At 29.6% G+C, this 3110-nt stretch carries 3 protein-coding genes; 2 read left to right on the top strand and 1 reads right to left on the bottom strand.

Translation table 11 applies throughout. The annotated features are described in order from the left end of the window. Together Q0C58_RS11430 and Q0C58_RS11425 are read left to right on the top strand one after the other, a co-directional pair. Window positions 1–398 (top strand): C40 family peptidase (locus Q0C58_RS11430; RefSeq protein WP_290701630.1); only part of this gene is annotated, 398 nt, incomplete at its 5' end. Window positions 399–421: 23 nt separating this feature from the next. Beyond that, window positions 422–2440 carry a ComEC/Rec2 family competence protein gene (locus Q0C58_RS11425; RefSeq protein WP_290701627.1) on the top strand — a complete coding sequence of 673 codons (2019 nt, stop codon included), beginning with the start codon at window positions 422–424 and terminating at the stop codon, window positions 2438–2440. Between the two features lie 6 nt (window positions 2441–2446). On the opposite strand, the gene Q0C58_RS11420 is transcribed toward Q0C58_RS11425, so the two are convergent. Next, window positions 2447–2998 (bottom strand): thioredoxin fold domain-containing protein, encoded by a 552-nt coding sequence (locus Q0C58_RS11420; RefSeq protein ID WP_290701625.1) that lies wholly within the window; start codon window positions 2996–2998, stop codon window positions 2447–2449. Between the last annotated feature and the right edge of the window lie 112 nt (window positions 2999–3110).

Raw genomic sequence — 3110 nt, 5'->3', positions numbered from 1 at the left:
CTGCTCCTGCTCCTGCAATTGCACAATCTATTATTAATAATGCCGAAAAATATAAAGGTACACGCTACAAATATGGTGGTACTACAAAAAAAGGCATGGATTGCTCTGGTCTAATTTATACTGCATTTAAAGAAGATAACGTTTCTATTCCTCGTGTGTCTAGCGCAATGGCAAAAACTGGAGACTGGATAGACTTAAAAAAAGTACGTGCAGGTGATTTGCTCTTTTTTGCAACCCAAAAAAATAACAGAACCGTAAACCATGTTGGTTTAGTTTCTTCCACAAATGGTGACGTTATAGAATTTATACATTCTACTTCTAGCAAAGGCGTAATTACCTCTAAACTTAAAGAAAGATACTGGTATTTTGCCTTTGTGCAAGCGAGACGTGTTTTGTAACTTTTTTTTACTATCTTCAAGGAGTGAAACTCCTGAACTTCAACATAATAAAACTAACCATTTGCTTAGTTCTTGGAATTCTAATTGCTTTTTTTATAGCAATTCCATTACCTATAATTCTATACACAACAGGTTTTCTTATAATTTTACTAACAATTATTTTTTTTGTTTCTAAAAAGAAAATGACCAAAACTATTTGGTTTGGAACTGTAAGCTTTTTAACACTATTTTGTATTGGAATACTGGTTACTAATTTTCATAATGAAAAACTAGACGAGAATAATTACACTAATATTGATTCTAACAAAAAACCAATTACTTTTAGAATTAGAACCACTTTAAAATCTGGTAATTATAACGACAAGTATATTGTAGATGTGTTAAAAATTGACAATACCTCTGTTTCCGGAAAAGCATTACTTAATGTTTCTAGAGATAGTATAAATAAAGTATTAAAGGTTGATAATATCTATATAACTTCTGAAGACTTTCAACCTATTGTATCAACCATAAACCCTTATCAGTTTAATTATAGAAGTTATCTCGAAAAACAATATGTTTTTAAACAATTGTATGTAAATCCTGAGAGGCTTTTCCGCGTAAGCGAAAACAAACACACCATTTTTGGTTATGCAGATTTAGCTAGAGAAACTATTAATAGTAAACTAAAAACTTATAATTTTAAACCTGATGTTTTAGCTATAATTAACGCGCTTATTTTAGGTCAGCGTCAAGACCTTAGTAAAGATCTTTACGATAATTATACAGATGCTGGAGCAGTACATATTCTTGCTGTTTCTGGATTGCATGTCGCCTTAATATTGTTAATTCTTAATTTTCTACTAACACCTTTAAAGCGTTTTAAATATGGTAAAGCATTAACTATTATTCTTTTGGTAATATTAATGTGGATTTTTGCTATTATTGCTGGCTTATCTGCCTCTGTAACGCGTGCAGTAACAATGTTTAGTATTATTGCTATTGGAATGCATTTAAAACGACCAACAAACATTTATAACACGTTAGCTATTTCAATTTTTGTGTTGCTACTCTTTAAACCTTTATTTTTATTCGATGTAGGTTTTCAGTTAAGTTATTTGGCTGTTGTGGCTATTGTTGCCATTCAACCAAGGTTAGTGAAATTGTGGCAACCCAAAAATTTTATCTTATCTAAGGTTTGGGATTATTTTACAGTTGGTATTGCTGCACAGTTTGGAGTTGTACCTATTAGTTTATTCTATTTTCATCAATTTCCAGGTTTGTTTTTTGTTGCAAATATTATAATTATTCCCTTTTTAGGTTTTATTTTAGGTATTGGTATTTTGGTTATTATTCTTGCATTGTGTAATGCTTTACCAAAATTTCTAGTCGATGGTTTTAGTTTTATTATTTCTGGAATGAACGATTTAATGAGATGGCTATCTAACCAAGAATCCTTTTTATTTAAAGACATTTCTTTTAATGGCTGGCAAGTTATTACTGCGTATTTATTTGCTATTGCATTTGTGCAGTTGGCTATACATAAAAACTATAAATGGCTGAAGTTAACACTAGTTTCTGTTTTACTTTTTCAAAGTGTAAATATTTATACAAAGTACAACAATAGCAACAATACATTAACATTGTTTCATAAAAGTAGATATACTGTTATTGGACAAAAAACTAATAATCGCCTTGATGTATTTACAGATTTAGATAGCTTAAATCAATTTAGTAATTTAAAAGATTTTACCATTGGCAATACTATTACAGAAATAAACCAACATAAAACACCAGCATTCATCCACACTAAAAATAGCACTATTATTATAATAGATAGTTTAGGTGTTTATAACCTTAAAATACTTAAACCTGATTACGTTATACTAACGCAATCTCCAAGAATAAACATGTCTAGACTAATAGACTCTATAAAACCTAAGCAAATTATTGCAGATGGTAGCAACTACAAATCTTATGTTGCGCGTTGGAAAGCAAGTTGCCTAAAACAAAAAATCCCTTTTCACTATACTGGTGAAAAGGGAGCTTTTGTTATTGACTAATTTAATTTATAACTCAGAAAACTCTGGTTTGAATTCTTTAAAATACGTGTTAAATTTTGCTTGTGTATCCATATCTGTATGCTCATTTTTTTTAAACATTTTTAGGTATAATTCTAACTGTTGTGGCTTTTTGTAACCAGTAACAGATGTAATTAACTGAGATCTCTCATCCAAAAATACAATAGTTGGATATGCTTTAACACTAAAATAACGCGCTAATTGGTGACCCGAATTTCTACGTTTTGCTTTTGCAGGATTGTAGTTAGGATTCTCAAAAGTTTTCTCGTTAAACTTAATCACATCATTACCTTCTGCATTAAATTTTACTGCATAGTAATGCTTGTTTACATAATTAGCAACGTCTTTATTACCAAATGTATTTTTATCTAGCATTTTACATGGTCCACACCAAGAAGTATAGACGTCCATCATTATTTTTTTTGGATTCTTTTTTTGAAGCTCAACAGCTTCTTCAAGTGTTACCCAATTAATTTCTTGTGCTGATAATGTTACAGTTGCAAAAACTGTAAATAATGCTAAAACAATGTATTTTTTCATTTTACTAATTTATATTTATTTGTATAGTCGCAAATAGTGTTCCAAAGTTACGAAATAAATAAAAACGCCTCAGTAGAGGCGTTTTTATTAAACTTTAAGTTTTATTATTTTA

This window comes from Lacinutrix sp. (assembly GCF_023299985.1).
Taxonomy (GTDB): domain Bacteria; phylum Bacteroidota; class Bacteroidia; order Flavobacteriales; family Flavobacteriaceae; genus Lacinutrix.
The sequence above is the reverse complement of the archived record's forward strand: the minus strand, read 5'-3'. Positions and strand labels throughout refer to the sequence as shown.